General features: G+C 53.2%; 16 protein-coding genes. 10 read left to right on the top strand and 6 right to left on the bottom strand.

The window, feature by feature from the left end:
* The first annotated feature begins 79 nt into the window (after positions 1-79).
* Positions 80-313: a YdcY family protein gene (locus ACS603_RS12135; RefSeq protein ID WP_182061250.1), complete on the top strand. Its 234-nt coding sequence runs from the start codon at positions 80-82 to the stop codon at positions 311-313.
* On the opposite strand, the gene ACS603_RS12130 is transcribed toward ACS603_RS12135, so the two are convergent.
* Both ACS603_RS12130 and ACS603_RS12125 read right to left on the bottom strand, forming a co-directional pair.
* Positions 310-759, bottom strand: a complete 450-nt coding sequence (locus tag ACS603_RS12130; RefSeq protein WP_474944357.1) for a DMT family transporter — start codon at positions 757-759, stop codon at positions 310-312. The genes ACS603_RS12135 and ACS603_RS12130 overlap by 4 nt on opposite strands.
* Positions 756-1,274 (bottom strand): GNAT family N-acetyltransferase, encoded by a 519-nt coding sequence (locus tag ACS603_RS12125; RefSeq protein ID WP_315688706.1) that lies wholly within the window; start codon positions 1,272-1,274, stop codon positions 756-758. Before ACS603_RS12125 ends, ACS603_RS12130 begins: the two co-directional genes overlap by 4 nt.
* Positions 1,275-1,424: 150 nt before the next feature.
* Here ACS603_RS12125 and ACS603_RS12120 point away from each other — a divergent pair, with 150 nt between their 5' ends.
* From ACS603_RS12120 to ACS603_RS12105, 4 genes are all read left to right on the top strand, one after another.
* Positions 1,425-2,000, top strand: a complete 576-nt coding sequence (locus tag ACS603_RS12120) for a helix-turn-helix domain-containing protein (protein ID WP_182061248.1) — start codon at positions 1,425-1,427, stop codon at positions 1,998-2,000.
* A 65-nt stretch (positions 2,001-2,065) separates the two neighbouring features.
* Positions 2,066-3,106, top strand: coding sequence for an NADP-dependent oxidoreductase (locus tag ACS603_RS12115; RefSeq protein WP_182061247.1), 1,041 nt, complete (start codon positions 2,066-2,068; stop codon positions 3,104-3,106).
* A gap of 248 nt (positions 3,107-3,354) precedes the next feature.
* Positions 3,355-4,023 (top strand): GntR family transcriptional regulator, encoded by a 669-nt coding sequence (locus ACS603_RS12110; protein WP_182063585.1) that lies wholly within the window; start codon positions 3,355-3,357, stop codon positions 4,021-4,023.
* 186 nt (positions 4,024-4,209) lie between these two features.
* Positions 4,210-5,751, top strand: a complete 1,542-nt coding sequence (locus tag ACS603_RS12105; protein ID WP_474944356.1) for a methyl-accepting chemotaxis protein — start codon at positions 4,210-4,212, stop codon at positions 5,749-5,751.
* A 37-nt stretch (positions 5,752-5,788) separates the two neighbouring features.
* Here ACS603_RS12105 and pqqU read toward each other — a convergent pair whose 3' ends face one another.
* Complete coding sequence (gene pqqU, locus ACS603_RS12100; protein WP_474944355.1) at positions 5,789-7,903, bottom strand: TonB-dependent receptor PqqU; 2,115 nt, start codon at positions 7,901-7,903, stop codon at positions 5,789-5,791.
* A gap of 242 nt (positions 7,904-8,145) precedes the next feature.
* Between pqqU and yncE the strand changes: the two genes are divergently transcribed.
* From yncE to arsC, 4 genes are all read left to right on the top strand, one after another.
* A complete protein-coding gene (gene yncE, locus ACS603_RS12095) occupies positions 8,146-9,207 on the top strand; it encodes a 7-bladed beta-propeller protein YncE (protein ID WP_474944354.1) in 1,062 nt (353 codons plus the stop codon).
* A gap of 126 nt (positions 9,208-9,333) precedes the next feature.
* A complete protein-coding gene (locus ACS603_RS12090; protein ID WP_474944353.1) occupies positions 9,334-9,654 on the top strand; it encodes a metalloregulator ArsR/SmtB family transcription factor in 321 nt (106 codons plus the stop codon).
* A gap of 45 nt (positions 9,655-9,699) precedes the next feature.
* Positions 9,700-10,992: an arsenic transporter gene (locus tag ACS603_RS12085; RefSeq protein WP_315685885.1), complete on the top strand. Its 1,293-nt coding sequence runs from the start codon at positions 9,700-9,702 to the stop codon at positions 10,990-10,992.
* Between the two features lie 9 nt (positions 10,993-11,001).
* Positions 11,002-11,430 (top strand): glutaredoxin-dependent arsenate reductase, encoded by a 429-nt coding sequence (arsC, locus tag ACS603_RS12080; protein WP_474944352.1) that lies wholly within the window; start codon positions 11,002-11,004, stop codon positions 11,428-11,430.
* 68 nt (positions 11,431-11,498) lie between these two features.
* Here arsC and ansP read toward each other — a convergent pair whose 3' ends face one another.
* Positions 11,499-12,995, bottom strand: coding sequence for an L-asparagine permease (gene ansP / locus ACS603_RS12075; protein ID WP_182061240.1), 1,497 nt, complete (start codon positions 12,993-12,995; stop codon positions 11,499-11,501).
* A gap of 375 nt (positions 12,996-13,370) precedes the next feature.
* On the bottom strand, positions 13,371-14,261 hold the full coding sequence (locus ACS603_RS12070) for a LysR family transcriptional regulator (protein ID WP_474944351.1): 891 nt from the start codon (positions 14,259-14,261) through the stop codon (positions 13,371-13,373).
* A gap of 112 nt (positions 14,262-14,373) precedes the next feature.
* Here ACS603_RS12070 and ACS603_RS12065 point away from each other — a divergent pair, with 112 nt between their 5' ends.
* The gene (locus ACS603_RS12065; protein ID WP_182061238.1) at positions 14,374-14,772 is read left to right on the top strand and encodes a (R)-mandelonitrile lyase; all 399 of its coding nucleotides are present in this window, start codon (positions 14,374-14,376) and stop codon (positions 14,770-14,772) included.
* On the opposite strand, the gene ACS603_RS12060 is transcribed toward ACS603_RS12065, so the two are convergent.
* Positions 14,769-16,304 carry a methyl-accepting chemotaxis protein gene (locus ACS603_RS12060; protein WP_474944350.1) on the bottom strand — a complete coding sequence of 512 codons (1,536 nt, stop codon included), beginning with the start codon at positions 16,302-16,304 and terminating at the stop codon, positions 14,769-14,771. The genes ACS603_RS12065 and ACS603_RS12060 overlap by 4 nt on opposite strands.
* Positions 16,305-16,609 lie beyond the last annotated feature (305 nt).

The raw sequence follows: 16,609 nt of genomic DNA, 5'->3' as shown, positions 1-16,609 counted from the left end.
CTGCGCTTACCGGGCCTACGGTTCCCCCTGTAGGCCGGGTAAGGCGTAGCCGTCACCCGGCAATTCTCAAGGAGTGACAATGTCACATTTAAACGAAGTGACTGCCCGTGTAGACGCCGCGCTTGAAGAGAGCGTAATCACTCACATGAATGAACTGCTTATCGAACTGAGCGATGATGCTGAGCTGAGCCGCGAAGAGCGCTTTACCCAGCAGCAGCGTCTGCGTACCGCGATTGCGCATCACGGTAAACAGCACAAAGAAGAGATGGAAGCGCGTCACGAGCACCTCGCGAAGGGCGGCACTATCCTTTAAAACTGGCGTCTGGCCACCAGCCAGGCCCCCACGACCAGCATCACTGCGCCGCATCCCGGGCCAATCAGTGCGCGCAGTGGAATGCCGTTACTTCTCAGCACATCCATCACCAGCCCACCAATAAGCTGGCTGGCTACCAGCACCGCAATGGTGGTGGCCGCGCCTACGTTCTGATACCCACTGATACTGGCAAACACAAAAAACGAGCCCAGCAAACCGGGGATCAGCATCCACCAGCGTACGGTTGATGCCAGCTCGCTAAACCCGGCTGTACCTTGCTTAATCAGTAAGATGCTGACGAACAGGACGATCCCCACCAGTGAGTTCAGCAACATCGCGATAAGGATCGTGGAAGAGGACTGGGTGATGCGCACCATTAAGGTGTTCTGCACCACCAGGCCAATACCTGCCGCCACCAGAAATGCCATCGTCAGTGATTGATTCATGAAATGGCGTCCGGGTCGCTGCGCTCGTCCAGCTGCAATTGCATAAAGGTTAAGTCCAGCCAGCGGCCAAACTTGGTGCCAACCTGCGGCATTTGCCCGGTGGTGACGAAGCCGAGCGTCTCATGCAGATGAATAGACGCGTGGTTTTGTGCTTCAATCCCGGCCACCATCACATGCTTGCCAATATTACGCGCCTCGATGATCAGGGCTTTCATCAGTTGACGGCCAATACCTTTACCCTGGTGTTCCGGGTGAACGTAAACCGAGTGTTCAACCGTATGGCGGAAACCATCGAAGGCGCGCCAGTCGCCGAATGAGGCATACCCTGTCACCACACCGTTTTCTTCACTGACCAGCACCGGGTAGCCCACCAGAATGCGCGCTTCAAACCAGGCGATACGGTTATCGGTATCTACGGTCTTATCGTTCCAGATTGCGGCGGTATGCACTACCGCGTGGTTGTAGATCTCACCGATGGCGGCGCAGTCTTCTTTGCTGGCGTGGCGGATTATCATCATTAAACCTCTGAATGCGTTGTTCACTATAGTAGTACGTATTTGACACGATATTACACAATAGTCTCACCAAATCGCTACGACATAAGCCATATTTTTTTGTTATGAAAACAGCATTGAATTGCCGTTCATACACTATAGTATGACGTCATGAACACTATTACAGACAATATGAATCAACGGATTAGCGCACGAATTCGCATTGAACGCGAGTCGCGCGGTTGGTCACTAAGCGAGCTTGCCGACCGGGCTGGTGTCTCGCGCGCCATGATCCACAAGATTGAACGTGGGGAAAGTAGCCCAACGGCGACCTTGCTTGCTCGTTTATCCGGTGCGTTCGGCATCAGCATGTCTACTTTGATTGCCAGAGCCGAAATGCAGGAAGGAAAACTGCTGCGCCTGGCGAATCAACCGGTCTGGCGCGATCCGCAAACGCACTATCTTCGCCGCCACGTTTCACCGCGAACCGATCTTCCCATCGACCTGGTACAGGTGGAATTGCCTGCGGGCAGTGATGTGCCCATGCCTGCTTCGTCCTATGCGCTGGCACGTCAGCTTATCTGGTTACAGGAAGGCGAACTGGTATTTCAGGAGGGCGATACTCGCCACGAAATGAAAGCCGGAGACTGCCTGGAGCTGGGGCCGCCCAACGACTGTCGGTTTATCAATGAAACCGAGAGTTCCTGTATTTATCTGGTCGTTCGGCTTAATCAGTCCGGCTCGTAATGCCAAAGCGGCCCGCAACATAAGGGACTAGTCTCTAATGACATTTGCACAAAAAGGAACACGATATGAGTCAATCTCCACTGCAAAATCATCGCTGGGTTCTGGCCTCTCGTCCGCATGGCGCACCGGTCGCTGACAATTTCCGTTCAGAAACGCAGCCAGTTCCGACACCTGCCGCGGGGCAGATAGTGCTGCGCACAGAGTGGCTGTCTCTTGATCCCTACATGCGTGGTCGCATGAGCGATGCCCCGTCTTATTCGCCGCCGGTAGAGATTGGCGCGGTAATGGTAGGCGGCACCGTCAGCCGCGTTGAGCAGTCAAATAACCCGGCCTTCAAACCGGGTGAGTGGGTGCTGGGTTACAGCGGCTGGCAGGAGTATGAGCTGTCCGACGGCAGCGGTCTGGTGAAACTGGGTGAAAATCCGGCGCACCCGTCATGGGCGCTTGGCGTGCTGGGGATGCCAGGTTTTACGGCGTACATGGGGTTACTGGATATTGGGCAACCAAAAGAAGGCGAAACGCTGGTGGTTGCCGCGGCCACCGGGCCGGTTGGCGCCACGGTCGGGCAAATTGGTAAAATTAAGGGATGCCGGGTCATTGGCGTTGCGGGTGGTGCAGAGAAATGCCGCTATGCCACCGAGGTTTTAGGCTTTGATCTTTGCCTGGATCACTATGCAGATGACTTTGCGGCGCAGCTGGCGAAAGCCTGCCCGAACGGGATTGACGTTTATTACGAAAACGTCGGCGGCAAAGTGTTTGATGCCGTGTTGCCATTACTGAATACCTCGGCACGCGTGCCGGTGTGTGGCCTGGTGAGCGGGTATAACGCCACCGGATTACCGGACGGCCCGGACCGTTTATCGCTGTTAATGGCGACTATCCTCAAGAAACGCATCCGGATGCAGGGCTTTATCATCGGGCAGGATTACGGTCACCGCGTCCAGGAGTTCCAGGCGGAAATGGGGCGTTGGGTGCAGGAAGGTAAAATCCACTATCGTGAACAGGTGATTGACGGGCTGGAAAATGCTCCCCAGGCGCTGATTGGTCTGCTTGAAGGGAAAAACTTCGGCAAAGTCGTGATACGTGTCGCGACTGAAAACAAATAAACCCACTTATGGCGGGATTACCCGCCATAAATATTTGTGAAGATACGATATATTGTCTTTAATTAAACCAGCACATCCTCTTCACCACCAGCATTGCTGAGCGGGGAGAGTAAAAAAATAAAATATGTAATATTTGCGTTTTTAGCGCATTTCCCAATACCAGGTACCATGATACAGGATATATCTAGCGGCGTCGTTTTTTCATGGACGCTGAAAATAGCGTATTGTTTTGGCTACGGGAATTGAACATGCTTGATTTGGATAATTTAGAAAAGGCACAGCGGGTCAGTCTTACCATGCAGGTTGAAATCAGTCTAAAAGGGGCATTAATTAGCGGCTCGTTGAAACCGGGTGCCCGGCTGATTACAAAAGAGATCGCAGATAAATTAGGCACCAGCATTACTCCGGTTCGCGAGGCGCTGTTGCGACTGGTGTCAGCTGGCGCGCTTCATGCCACGCCGGCTCAGGCGTTCCTCGTGCCTGAAGTAACACTGGAACGCTATAACGAAATCAACGCCATCAGAAAACAGCTTGAACCGATGGCAGTCGCCGCGGCCTGCGAACGCATGTCGGATGCAAGGCTTGCGGCATTGCGTGAACTGTCGGATCTTTTCCATCAGGCCATGCGCACTGGAAATGTTCAGCAGGCGCTAAATGCCAACCGTGTTTTCCGTTTCACACTCTATCAATATGCCGAAATGCCAACCCTCAGCGCACTTATTGAGCAGTTGTGGGTACGAATAGGTCCGTGTATCAACTACCTGCATGAGGGGCTGAACGACATCACCACCTCGGCGTACCACTATGCTGAGCTACTGTCGGCTCTCGAACGAAGGGATGCAAAAGCCTGCCAGGAAGCGATTGATACTCTGATTGATGAAGCGGATGTACTTTTACAGCGGCAATATTTTAGTTAAGGGATTATTAACTACAGATCACATCATTTAATTTCAAATATTCATTATATAAATAATTCCCTGGTGGCACGATGTCACCGGGAACGTTATTTCATTTTTCGACAGGTAAAACTAACGCTACTATGAAATAACCCTGGAGCTTGCCGATAACAGGTAAAGGCACAATTGCCTTTTAAGGAGTCCAGGATGTTTAGTATTAGCCTTCGATTACGTAATATAAAAATGAGCAAAAAGCTTTCAGCGGGTTTTGGCGTGGTATTGCTGCTGGTGGCGGTATCAACCGTCATGAGTGTGCTGCGCTTCAAAGAAATCCGCGATGTGTATCAACAAACCAACCTTATCTACAATATCAATATTGAAGTATTCCAGGCAAAGATTAACCGGCTCAAGTATCTCTATAACGGGGATGAAAAATCGGGTCAGCTTCTGGCCGGGTATGTGAAACATGCCGAAGAATTAACGGCAGAAGCCAAAAAACTGAGCTGGACGGCAAAAGAAGCCCCTATCGTTGACGCGATTGGCGAACACCTGGCGCAGTTTGGTAGCGGTGTGGAAGACATGCAGACAGCGATGGCCGCAGTAAAAGCCAATAAGGGTGATACGGCGGCGGAGCAGGCGCTGAAAAAAGCCGAAGATAACGTTAAAACTGCGGGCGATAACAGCAGTGCCGCCATCCGGGATATCATCGCCCTGGTAAAAGCCCATAATGATGCACTGGCCTACAGTTCCAGCACCATTACGGCGATTGTTGGCGTGATTGCCATCCTCTTTGGCATCCTGGTGTCATGGTGGGTGACCCGTCAAATTACCCGTCCGGTAAAACATAACCTGTTACTGGCTGAACGTATCGCCAGTGGCGACCTTAGTTCTGATATCCGCGCGCAGGGCAATGACGAACTGGGCAAGCTCACCGGTGCGATGGGGCGCATGAACGACACGCTGCGCTCGATGATTGGCGATGTGCGTAACAGCGTGGCGCAGGTTTCTCTGGCGGTGAGCGATATTGCTGAGGGGAATACCGATCTCTCTTCGCGCACTGAACAGCAGGCCGCTGCAGTAGTGGAAACGGCAGCCAGCATGGAAGAGTTAACGGCCACGGTGAAAAACAACGCCGACAACGCCCGCCATGCCAGCCAGCTGGCAGCGGAAGCGTCGCAGACCGCCACCCACGGCGGTCGTGTGATGCGCGATGTAGTCAACACCATGAACGATATCAACACCAGTTCGCAAAAAATTGCCGACATCACCGCGGTTATCAACAGTATCGCATTCCAGACGAACATTCTGGCACTGAATGCCGCGGTGGAAGCGGCGAGGGCGGGTGAGCAAGGGCGTGGATTTGCGGTGGTGGCCAGCGAAGTGCGTAGCCTTTCCCAGCGCAGTTCGCAGGCAGCGAAGGATATCGAACTGCTGATAAGTGAATCCGTCAACCGCATCACCACGGGCAGCGACCTGGTGGTGAAGGCCGGGCAGACGATGGAGCAGGTGGTGGAGTCCGTCACGCGAGTGAATGACATCATGGGCGAAATCTCGTCAGCGTCTGAAGAACAGAGCCGTGGTATCGAACAGATTTCCCGGGCAGTGATGGAGCTGGATACCACCACGCAACAAAATGCCTCGCTGGTGGGGGCATCGTCTACGGCGGCAGGGGCGCTGGAAGATCAGGCGCGCGTGTTGCAGGATCTGGTAGCAGCGTTCCGCCTCGAACAGAGCGCACAGGTGGCGTAATAAACAACCCGGCAGCAGGACGCTGCCGGGTGTTTGCTTACTCGAAGCGGTAGGAGACTGACATCCCGACACCGTAGTTACGGCCAGGAGCTGGTTCGTAATACCGCCCGTTAGATTCGTTCACAATCACTGAGCCGACATACTCTTTGTCGAACAGGTTATCAACGCGCCCAAACACGTCCATTCCCCAGTTAGCGTAATTGAATTTATACCCGGTATTCAGGCCCACAACCGTGTAAGACGGGGCTTTCGCCGTGTTTTCGTCGTCGGCCATGATATCGCTCATGTAGCGCACATCGATACCGGCATACCAGCCTTCTTCAGGCTGCCAGCCAAAGGATGCATAACCCATGTTACGGGCAATACCCGGCATCCGGTTTCCGTTACAGTCGGTATCGCTACAGACGTTGGTGCGGTAGGTGGCGTCCAGATACGTCCACGCCATTTTCAGCTTCCAGTTTTCCGCGAACTGCTGATCAAGGGAGACTTCCACACCCTGACGACGGGTTTTCCCGGCGTTTTTATAGCTGGTGCGGCCACCGGAGCTGGCATCCACCACAATTTCGTCATCCGTATCGGTACGGAACAACGCCGCTGTCAGCAGGCCATTGCCGATACGCGTTTTGCTGCCCACTTCATAGGTGTTGTTGGTCGATGGCTTCAGGCCGATATTCAGCCCGCCTTTATCATCTGAACGGTAAGAGAGCTCGTTAATGGTTGGGGTTTCAAACCCACGTCCCGCCGCGGCATACAGGTTCCATGCGTCGGTCAGCGCATATTTAACCGAACCGGCCGGAAGCCACTTGTGATAGCTCGCATCGCCGCTGTCGTCGCCATTTCCCGGGGTAATGTAATGGTCGTTAGAGTCAAACCACACAGAACTGTAACGCACACCCGCATCCACAGAGAGCTTTTGCGTCAGTTGCCAGCTGGTTTGCAGATAAGGGTCAACGTTCCACATCAGGTTACGTTCGTCGCGGCGCTTTTCGCCTTTTACGCCGTAGTCTGGCACGCCGTTATCCATGACGAAGTTCTGATAACCCCGGCGATCTTCGCTCATGTTTTCGTAGTTCAGCCCGGTGGTGAAAGTAACCGGCACCAGCAGTTCGCCTTTGTGCGTCCAGCGGGTATCAATGCCCTGATAGTGGCGCTGCATGTCAATCACGCCGCCAGAGTGGGTGGCTTTTAGCTGTGGCTGATACGGAATGGACTGGTACTGCGTCATTTCACGTTCACCCGCATACATCATCACGCTGAGGTCGTCCTGGGCACTCAACTGGCGGTCATAACGTAACCCGGCCTGCGTCTGCTTGATGGTTTTACGCGTGTTGTACTGATCCCCACGCGGAGACTGGCGCGGATTGTTCCGCCACTCCTGATAGTCCAGTCCACCCGGATCGTTGGCTTTCATGTCCACGCTGTTAAACATCAGCGTCAGTTTGCTGACGTCATCAATTCGCACGCCCAGTTTGGCGTTGGCGAGGTTTTTCCGCGCACCGCTGTGGTCCCGGTAGCCTTTGGTGGTGAAACGGGTCGTCGATACCGTGTAATCCACATCGCCGGCGTGCGTGCCATCACCCATAGCACCGGTGGCTTTCATACCATATCGCCAGGTGCCGTAACTGCCGTAATAACTGCTGGCTTCAATGGTTGGCGGCTGTTGCCCGGTCTGGGTGTTGATGTTGATAACGCCGCCAGAGGCATTGCCGTAGAGCGCCGAGAACGGACCGCGCAACACTTCAACGGTGTCCACACTGGTGAGGTCAATGTTAGATGTCTGGCCCTGGCCGTCAGGCATGGTGGCCGGGATACCGTCAACATACATACGGATCCCGCGCACGCCGAAGGTTGAACGTGCGCCGAAGCCACGCATGGATAACTGTAAATCCTGCGCATAGTTCTGGCGGTTCTGAATTTGCAGACCCGGCACGCTGCCAAGTGATTCCGAAAGGTTAATGCGCGGGGTTGCCTGGCGCATATCGTCCCCGTTGACGACGCTGACCGCCGCCGGGGTATCGAGTTCCGATACGGTTTGCGGAGTGGCGCTGACGATCATGGTCTGTTCTTCTGCGGCCATCGAGACGGCAGGGGCTAACACGACAGGAACCAGCAACAGCGGGAAGGTTGCCTTAGAGGCAGAAAAGATTTTCATGAGTAAACCGCTTGAGGAAAAATACGAACCAAATGGAACATGTGCATACATGTTAAATCTTTTGTAAATCTTTTGAAAACTATAACCGCACATTGCGTTAATGAAAGGGGGGCAGGGTAAGAAAAACTCCACATTCAGCGGATTAATGATTACTATTCTCATTAAAATGATGGCGAAGCCATGACTTTGCCTGCCGGAAGCGATGTCAGCAGTACACCCCCCTCTTTTAAAAAGGAATTGTTATGTCTTTACGTCACCTGTGCTCGCCGCGCCTGCGGAGTTCTCTGCTGTTAGGCTCCTTACTGTTTGCCGGAAGCTTCCAGGTTCATGCCGCCGAAGAGATGCTGCGTAAAGCAGTCGGCAAGGGCGCGTATGAGATGGCCGTAAGCCAGCAGGAGAATGCGCTGTGGGTTGCGACATCATTAAGCCGTAAAACTGATAAAGGTGGCATGGTTTATCGCCTTGACCCGGTTACGCTGGAAGTGACGCAAGCGATTCATAACGATCTCAAACCGTTTGGCGCAACGATCGACAATGCCACCCAGACGCTGTGGTTTGGCAACACCACCAGCAGTGCGGTGACGGCCATTGATGCAAAAAAAGGCGAAGTGAAAGGGCGCCTGGTACTGGATGACCGCAAGCGCAGCGAAACGGTGAAACCGTTGCAGCCGCGACAACTGGTAGCAGACGACACCACCAATACCGTTTACATCACCGGCATTGGCAAAGAGAGCGTTATCTGGGTGGTTGATGGCGCAACGCTGAAGCTGAAAGACACCATCGCCAACACCGGTACGTTCAGCACGGGTCTGGCGCTGGATGCTCAGGCAAAACGCCTGTACACCACCAACGCAGATGGCGAACTGGTGACGATTGATACCACAACCCATAAAATCCTCAGCCGTAAAAAAGTGCAGGATGACGGAAAAGAGCATTTCTACCTGAACCTGAGCCTGGACACCGCCGGACAGCGCGCATTCCTTACCGATTCAAAACAGCCGGAAGTGCTGGTGGTCAGCCTGAAAGATGGCAGCGTTATCGAGAAAATCGCCACGCCTGAGTCGCTGGCCGTGCTGTTTAACCCGGCGCGTAACGAAGCCTACGTGACCCACCGCGAAGCGGGCAAGGTGAGCGTGATTGATGCGAAGACCTATAAAGTCACTAAAACGTACGATACGCCGGTCTATCCAAACAGCCTGGCGCTCTCTGCCGACGGTAAAACTCTGTACGTGACGGTGAAACAGAAATCCACCCGCCAGCAGGAAGCCACCCAGCCGGACGACGTGATCCGTATCGCGCTGTAACCGCTCCTCAAGCCCTGCATGTGCAGGGCTTTTTTATCTGCCACGCGTTAATTATTGAAAGCAGCTGAATTCCGTCTTAACATATATGGAAAATCATATGTGAATGCGTAAGAGGCAGGATGCAACATGCTACAGCCCGTTCAGCTATACAAAATTTTGTCCGATGAAACCCGGCTGGCCATCGTATTGCTCCTCAGAGAGTCAGGTGAGCTTTGCGTGTGCGATATCTGCGGCGTGACGGCGGAATCTCAGCCTAAAATTTCCCGACATATCGCCATTCTGCGGGATGCAGAGCTGGTTCTCGACCGCCGGGAAGGGAAGTGGGTTTACTACCGCCTGTCTCCGCATATGCCTGCCTGGGCCGCCGACACAATTTCAACAGCCTGGTTGTGTATGCGTGAGGAGATCCGTCTGTGGCGGGAAAACGCCGCACCGTCATCCTGTTAGATAACAAATAACACATTCATTTAGTCATATGTAACGGGGTGGGAAATGTTACTGGCAGGGAGTATTTTTGTTCTGACACTGATTCTGGTCATCTGGCAGCCCAGGGGACTTAGTATTGGCTGGAGCGCGAGCATCGGTGCCGCGCTGGCATTGATGGGGGGCGTTATCCATATTGATGATATTCCGGTGGTCTGGAATATTGTCTGGAACGCCACCGCAACCTTTATTGCGGTGATTATCATCAGCCTGCTGCTGGATGAGTCCGGTTTTTTCGAGTGGGCGGCATTACATGTTTCGCGCTGGGGAAATGGCCGGGGTCGCCTGCTGTTCACCTGGATAGTGCTGCTTGGCGCAGCCGTTGCGGCGTTTTTTGCCAACGACGGCGCAGCGCTGATCCTGACACCTATCGTGATAGCCATGCTCCTTGCTCTAGGATTCAGCAAAGGGACGACACTCGCCTTTGTGATGGCTGCGGGATTTATTGCAGATACAGCCAGCCTGCCGCTGATTGTCTCGAATCTGGTGAACATTGTCTCTGCGGATTACTTTTCTCTGGGCTTTACCCGATACGCATCAGTCATGATCCCGGTTGATATCGCGGCCATCGCCACCACGCTTGTGATGCTGCACCTGTTCTTTCGTCGGGATATACCGGCGACCTATGACATTGCCCGACTAAAAGCTCCCGCCAGCGCAATCAAAGATGCCGCAACCTTTAAAGCCGGCTGGATTGTTCTGATCCTGCTGCTGGTTGGCTTCTTTGTGCTTGAACCGCTCGGGCTTCCCGTCAGCGCAATTGCAGCCATTGGTGCGCTGATCCTGTTTGCAGTAGCCAAAAGAGGCCATGCTATTAATACCGGCAAAGTATTGCGCGGTGCCCCGTGGCAGATTGTTATTTTTTCACTGGGAATGTATCTGGTGGTATACGGTCTGCGAAACGCCGGGTTGACTGACTCTCTTTCCGGGATCCTGAGCGTACTGGCCGATAAAGGAGTATGGGTGGCAACCTTTGGCACCGGCTTTATAACGGCATTTTTATCATCTGTAATGAATAACATGCCTACAGTGCTGATTGGCGCATTATCCATCGACGGAAGTACGGCTTCTGGCGTAGTGAAAGAGGCCATGATTTACGCCAACGTCATCGGCTGCGATTTAGGTCCTAAAATTACCCCTATCGGGAGCCTGGCAACCCTGTTATGGCTGCACGTGCTGTCGCAGAAGAATATGACCATCACCTGGGGATATTACTTCCGTACTGGCATCATCATGACCCTGCCCGTGCTGTTTGTCACACTTGCCGCGCTGGCGCTGCGGCTCTCTGTCACTTTGTCGTGAGACACTACAATGAGCAACGTTACGATTTATCACAACCCGGCCTGCGGCACGTCGCGCAATACGCTGGAAATGATCCGCAATAGCGGTACCGAACCGACAATTATCTATTACCTCGACACGCCTCCAACGCGGGATGAACTGATGAAACTGATTGCCGGGATGGGCATTACGGTGAGCGCATTGCTGCGAAAAAACGTGGAGCCCTACGAACAGCTGGGTCTTGCAGATACTGCTTTTACGGATGAACAGCTTATTGGCTTTATGCTCCAGTATCCGATCCTGATTAATCGCCCGATTGTGGTGACTCCGCTTGGCACCCGCTTGTGCCGGCCTTCCGAAGTGGTGCTGGATATCCTCCCTGAGTCACAGCAAGGGGCATTTACGAAAGAGGACGGGGAGCAGGTCGTTGACGTGCAGGGCAAGCGAGTCAAACCCTGAGGTTTAGTCGCCGCAAAGCAAAAGGGAAGGCAAAATGCCTTCCCTTTTTTTATGACCGCCGTGTGGTATTAACGCGACGTCTCTTCAATCAGCGGGCCGTCCTGCTTTTCATCATCAGGATGAACAGGCGCGGTGCTGTGAATTTCGTGAACGCGTTTACGCACGCCAAACCAGCCTGCAATCAGCAACACAGCCAGCAGTGGAATGGTGGCGATGGTGTAAGTGCCGTTCGGGTAATCGAACGCCATCAGCACCAGCACGCTGAACAGGAACAGCAGGGTCAGCCAGGACGTTACCGGTGCACCAGGCAGCTTAAAGCGGACTTCTGCGGCTTTACCTTCTTTAATCGCTTTGCGCAGACGCATCTGGCAAACCACGATAAAGGCCCAGGAGGCGATTATGCCCAGTGCAGCAACGTTCAGGACGATCTCAAACACCTGAGACGGCACCAGATAGTTCAGGAACACGCCAAAGACATAGACTGCCAGCGTGGCGAGGATACCCGCGTAAGGTACCTGCTGCTTACTCATTTTCGACATGAATTTCGGTGCAGAGCCACCCATCGACATCGAGCGCAAAATACGGCCGGTGGAGTACAGACCGGAGTTCAGGCTTGAGAGGGCTGCGGTCAGCACCACGATGTTCATAATGCTGCCAACATAAGGCACGCCGAGTTTAGAGAAGAAGGTCACAAACGGACTCTGACCTGCCTGGTATGCAGTCCACGGCAGAAGCAGTACCAGCAGTACCACAGAACCCACGTAGAACAGACCAATACGCCAGATAACGCTGTTAATCGCTTTTGGCACCATGGTCTGCGGATCTTTACATTCGCCCGCAGCCGTACCAACCAGCTCGATAGAGGCAAACGCGAACACCACACCCTGTACCAGCACCAGTGCAGGCAGCAGCCCGTGCGGGAAGAAACCACCGTTATCGGTTATCAGGTGGAAGCCCGTGGCATTACCATCCAGCGGCTTACCGCTGCCGAGGAACACCGTACCGACCACCAGAAACACCACAATTGCCAGAACTTTGACCAGCGCAAACCAGAATTCCATTTCGGCGAACCACTTCACGCCGATCATGTTCATGGTTCCGACAATAGCCAGGGCACCAAGGGCAAACACCCACTGTGGTACATCACCAAACGCACCCCAGTAATGCATATACAGCGCAACCGCGGTGATATCGACAATACCGGTCATCGCCCAGTTGACGAAGTACATCCAGCCCGCAACGTAGGCCGCTTTTTCGCCGAGGAATTCACGGGCATAAGAGACAAAACTGCCGCTGGAAGGGCGATGTAAAACCAGTTCGCCCAACGCACGAAGAATAAAGAAAGAGAAAATGCCGCACACCAGATACACCAGTGCGAGAGCCGGGCCTGCCATTTGCAGACGTGCGCCTGCACCTAAGAACAAACCCGTACCGATAGCGCCGCCGATGGCGATCATTTGAACCTGACGGTTGCCCATCGCTTTGTGGTAGCCCTCTTCATGAGAGTTCAACCAGCGACGTTTCGCAGCATGATGATCGGCTGCGCTTTTATTGCTTGTTTTCATTGAGTTACCTGTTTGCCTGTCTGAACCATTGTCGTGATAGTCCCGTCTGGCAGCTGGCAATACAAACGATTGCCTTTGCACAGACACATGTCACCTTTCCAGTCTTTCTGCGTATGGATAAGGCGAACATGGCGAGGCATCCTACCTGCAATTGATAAGCGACGCAAAATATAACCGCGCCGAAAGTGATGTCTGTCGAAGGAAATTGTGTGGTCAGAGCAGACGGGGATCACAACACGCTGAATCGTGGCGATTTTCCAGGCAAACCAGTAAGTGTAGTGGTGCTTTAATCATCAGATTCACTTAATAGTTACCGACTGGTATTGATGACTTGAATTAATAGGGACAATCCTGAACCGCCAGGCGGGAAGTCATTCACGCATTACGCAAGGCATCTACAAGTAATGCGAAGGCGGTGGTGTGCTGGCGGCGGCTGGGATAATACAAATGATAGCCCTGAAAGACCGGGCACCACGCCTTAAGCACCTGAATCAAGCGCCCCTGATCGATGGCCTCACGGACGGTATCTTCCGGCACGTACGCCAGGCCAAGACCGGACTCAGCGGCATCGATGCGCTGTGGCAGGCTGTTCAGCGTCAGTTGGCCTTCGACACGCACACGCAGCTCACGTCCGTCACGTTCAAATTCCCAGGCATACAATCCTCCCCGCGTGGGCAGACGTATATTGATGCAACTGTGCTGCGCAAGCTGTTCTGGCTCTTCCGGCACACCAGAGCGCGCAAGATAGTCGGGTGAGCCGACCACCGTCATGCGTAGATCCGGCGCAATACGCACGGCAATCATATCTTTGGCGACCTGCTCACCCAGGCGCACCCCGGCATCAAACCGCCCATCAACGATGTCCGTCAGGCCGTTATCCACAGTCACTTCAATATGAATGTCAGGATATTTCGCCATAAAGGGTTTTAGCACTGGCCACAGCACGCAGGTCATGGCGTGTTCTCCAGCGGTAATGCGGATATTTCCGGCGGTCCTGTCACGCGTGTCACGCAGCGCGGTGAGCTCCTGTTCAATCTCCAGAAGGTGCGGGCTAAGGCGCATGAAGAGTTGTTCACCGGCTTCGGTCGGCGCAACGCTGCGGGTGGTACGGGTCAGCAGCCGCACATCCAGCCGCGCCTCCAGATTACGCATCGCGTGGCTTAATGCCGACTGCGAAACACCCAGTTGGGCGGCTGCGCGAGTAAAACTGCGTTCGCGGGCGACCACCATAAAAGAGAGCAGGTCGTTGAAATTGTCTTTTAGCATCGTCAGTTATCCGATTCATGAATTGTATTCATGGTTCTTTTCTGATTATGCAGTCTAATGCTCTGTGCACCTTTGCGCTACTGTTAGCGCAACAGCAAACGAGGAGTACAACATGAAAATTATCCGCAGCGGTTCATTACCCTCCATCCGTGGCCCGGAAGACTGGTTTACCGGCACTGTCCGTATTGATGCGCCTTTCCAGGCGACCGAGCCCGCTGCTGTGGGTGGGGCAACGGTGACCTTTGAGCCCGGCGCGCGTACCGCCTGGCACACGCATCCGCTGGGACAAACGCTTATCGTGACCCAGGGTCGCGGTTGGTTACAGGAGTGGGGTAAAGAGGCAGAGCCGTTGAATCAGGGCGATATCGCGTGGATCCCGCCTGGCGTAAAACACTGGCACGGGGCCTGCGCGCAAACGGCGATGACGCATATTGCCATCGCCGAATCGGTGAACGGTAGCCCGGTAGAGTGGATGGAAAAAGTGACCGACGAGCAGTATCAGAACAGCTAGCCGCCAAAAACCGCTATCGCCTGTTGCAGACGCGTGGTGCGCTGCGTCAGGTGATTGGCGGCATTGGCGACATTATCCACCATTCCGGTGTTGTTGCTGGTCATCACGCCAATACGAGAGATGGACTCGTTAATCAGCGAAAGCGCCTGCGTCTGTTCCTGCGTGGCATGGCCTATTTCCTTAATCAGGGAGGTCATCTGCAACACATTGCCTATCATCGCCGTCAGGTGCGTTTCGGTCTGTTCCACCATTTCCACACCGTTGTTCACGCTGGCGACGTTTTTCTCGATCAGGGTTTTGATCTCTTTGGCCGCCGTGGCAGAGTGCTGCGCCAGGTTACGCACTTCAGCCGCTACCACCGCAAAACCGCGCCCGGCTTCACCGGCGCGTGCTGCTTCGACGGCGGCGTTCAGTGCCAGGATGTTGGTCTGGAAGGCGATGCGGTCAATCACGCTGATGATGTCGACAATCTGGCTGTTATCTTGCGACACCGACTGCATCATGCCGATGGTCTGTTTCATCATCGCTTCACCGCTGTGGGCGCTGTCGCTGGTCCGGTCTGCCATCTGAATGGCTTCTTTCGCAGTTTCTGCTGTCTGCTGTACTGCACTGGCAATTTCTTCTACCGCCGCGGCGGTTTGTTGCAAGTCGTCTGCTGTCTCTTCGGAACGCGCCTGCAACGCCGCGCCTTCTTTTGCCACCTGCTGACTGATATTGCCGATACCGCCAATCTGGGTGCCAACATCATCCACCAGCGAGTTCAGGTTTAAACCCGACTGATTAACGAGGCGCATCATCAGGCCAATTTCGTCAACCCGATCGAAATGGAAATAGTCTGTTTTTCGCCCGGAAACTACGCGTTGCATCTGGCTGACAATGGTTTTTACCGGACGTGATATTTGTGCATTAAGGTATAGCGTCAGGCTAATTAATGGCAGAATTACGCCACCCAGTTGACTTATACCTTTGGGTAATATCAGTAAAAGTAAACAAGAGAACAGGGCGGTTATGGATATTCCGATATTAACGCGCCGGGTAATACTCAGCCGTTTAAAAATAGAAGTGAAAGAGAATATGCCGCGGCGAACCAACAACCCTTTATAAAAGCGATGATGTTTTAATTCGTTATTTCGCACTTTCTCATAGAGTTTTTCACTGGCTTCGATCTCTTCACGTGCGGGAATATTACGCACAGAGATATAACCGGTTAATGTTTCATTCTGGTAAACCGGCGTAACGTTGGCTCGCACCCAGTAGTGATCCCCGTTGTGGCGGCGGTTCTTGACAAGCCCGGTCCAGCTCTCTCCTTGCTGTAATGTAAACCACATATCCCCGAATGCCTCAGCTGGCATATCCGGGTGGCGTATAACATTATGAGGTTCACCCATAAGATTTTCTTCTTTATATCCACTGGCTTCAATAAAGGCCGAATTCGCATAGGTAATATGACTATGTGTATTGGTTGTCGACATTAACGTCGAGCCTTCGTTAAGTAAATACTCGTTTTGTGTAACGGGGGTGTTACGCTTCATGAGTAACTCCATAGTGATGAATATGTAAAAGAGAAGCCGCCCGATAAAGACACAGGCAAGAGATGAAGTTTTATTCTTTTGTTTTACAGCGAGTGTATTCTCCCTGAAAGTAAAGATATTCGGAACACCCTAAGTTAACTATTTTTTACCTGTTTTATTTTTGTTGTGTAATAAAAATGAAAATATTAACAGGTTCAGAGTAACGCTCCCCTGCAAATAAGTGACTTAAGCCAAATAAACAGTGATACGTAGACTCCCCGGGTAAACTGATAATCCGAAATAGCGTTTTATTAACAGGATTTAAA

It is taken from the genome of Enterobacter sp. Li2LvB3 (assembly GCF_056156645.1).
The sequence above is the reverse complement of the archived record's forward strand: the minus strand, read 5'-3'. Positions and strand labels throughout refer to the sequence as shown.

Bases quoted from the DNA above. Each gene is read 5' to 3' on its own strand.
- ACS603_RS12135 (WP_182061250.1), top strand. From the start codon at position 80: ATGTCACATTTAAACGAAGTGACTGCCCGTGTAGACGCCGCGCTTGAA.
- ACS603_RS12130 (WP_474944357.1), bottom strand. From the start codon at position 759: ATGAATCAATCACTGACGATGGCATTTCTGGTGGCGGCAGGTATTGGC.
- ACS603_RS12125 (WP_315688706.1), bottom strand. From the start codon at position 1,274: ATGATAATCCGCCACGCCAGCAAAGAAGACTGCGCCGCCATCGGTGAG.
- ACS603_RS12120 (WP_182061248.1), top strand. From the start codon at position 1,425: ATGAACACTATTACAGACAATATGAATCAACGGATTAGCGCACGAATT.
- ACS603_RS12115 (WP_182061247.1), top strand. From the start codon at position 2,066: ATGAGTCAATCTCCACTGCAAAATCATCGCTGGGTTCTGGCCTCTCGT.
- ACS603_RS12110 (WP_182063585.1), top strand. From the start codon at position 3,355: ATGCTTGATTTGGATAATTTAGAAAAGGCACAGCGGGTCAGTCTTACC.
- ACS603_RS12105 (WP_474944356.1), top strand. From the start codon at position 4,210: ATGTTTAGTATTAGCCTTCGATTACGTAATATAAAAATGAGCAAAAAG.
- pqqU (WP_474944355.1), bottom strand. From the start codon at position 7,903: ATGAAAATCTTTTCTGCCTCTAAGGCAACCTTCCCGCTGTTGCTGGTT.
- yncE (WP_474944354.1), top strand. From the start codon at position 8,146: ATGTCTTTACGTCACCTGTGCTCGCCGCGCCTGCGGAGTTCTCTGCTG.
- ACS603_RS12090 (WP_474944353.1), top strand. From the start codon at position 9,334: ATGCTACAGCCCGTTCAGCTATACAAAATTTTGTCCGATGAAACCCGG.
- ACS603_RS12085 (WP_315685885.1), top strand. From the start codon at position 9,700: ATGTTACTGGCAGGGAGTATTTTTGTTCTGACACTGATTCTGGTCATC.
- arsC (WP_474944352.1), top strand. From the start codon at position 11,002: ATGAGCAACGTTACGATTTATCACAACCCGGCCTGCGGCACGTCGCGC.
- ansP (WP_182061240.1), bottom strand. From the start codon at position 12,995: ATGAAAACAAGCAATAAAAGCGCAGCCGATCATCATGCTGCGAAACGT.
- ACS603_RS12070 (WP_474944351.1), bottom strand. From the start codon at position 14,261: ATGCTAAAAGACAATTTCAACGACCTGCTCTCTTTTATGGTGGTCGCC.
- ACS603_RS12065 (WP_182061238.1), top strand. From the start codon at position 14,374: ATGAAAATTATCCGCAGCGGTTCATTACCCTCCATCCGTGGCCCGGAA.
- ACS603_RS12060 (WP_474944350.1), bottom strand. From the start codon at position 16,304: ATGAAGCGTAACACCCCCGTTACACAAAACGAGTATTTACTTAACGAA.